This window comes from Vibrio sp. 10N.261.55.A7, assembly GCF_002877365.1.
Taxonomy (GTDB): domain Bacteria; phylum Pseudomonadota; class Gammaproteobacteria; order Enterobacterales; family Vibrionaceae; genus Vibrio.
In genome coordinates this window covers 1-518 of sequence record NZ_MCWZ01000119.1, presented here as the reverse complement: position 1 = coordinate 518, position 518 = coordinate 1, and the positions used below count along the sequence as shown (strand labels likewise).

Sequence of the window (518 nt, the reverse complement as noted above, 5' to 3'; positions counted from 1 at the left end):
ACAACAACAGTACTATGATGTCACGGTGATTGATGGCTACCTGCAAAATGCCCACGTGTTTATGGACACCAATGATAATGGTCAGTATGACGCCGGTGAGCCCTCGGGGAAAACCTTGGATGGCGGCGCGGTCAGCCTGGAAGTGACGTCAACAACAGACAGCTCAGCGCACCTGCTGTACGCGTTGGCGACGAAAGAGAATACGGTGGATGAATCGACGGGGAAACGAGTCAGTCAGGATTTTGTGCTGACGGCATTGCCGGGCAGTCAGGTGGTGACCCCGCTGACGACGTTGACGTGGATAAACACGGTTAAAAATTTGGTGCAAAGTAGCGCGCAGAGAAGCAGCGAAAGCCCAGACCCAGAGACGCTGGCGGCAGAAGCGTTGGCGCTCGCGCTAGAAACGCTGTCGTCGGAGTTAGGCGTGAAGGTGGATTCGCTGCAGGAAGACTACGTGGTCACGGGGAATGCCAAGGCGTTGTATGCTGCCGAATCTCTCGTGGCGTCGGGGGTCATGC

General features: G+C 56.2%; 1 pseudogene. It reads left to right on the top strand.

The features are described 5' to 3' along the window. A pseudogene (locus BCU12_RS23220) lies at positions 1-518 on the top strand (hypothetical protein); the annotation flags it as partial.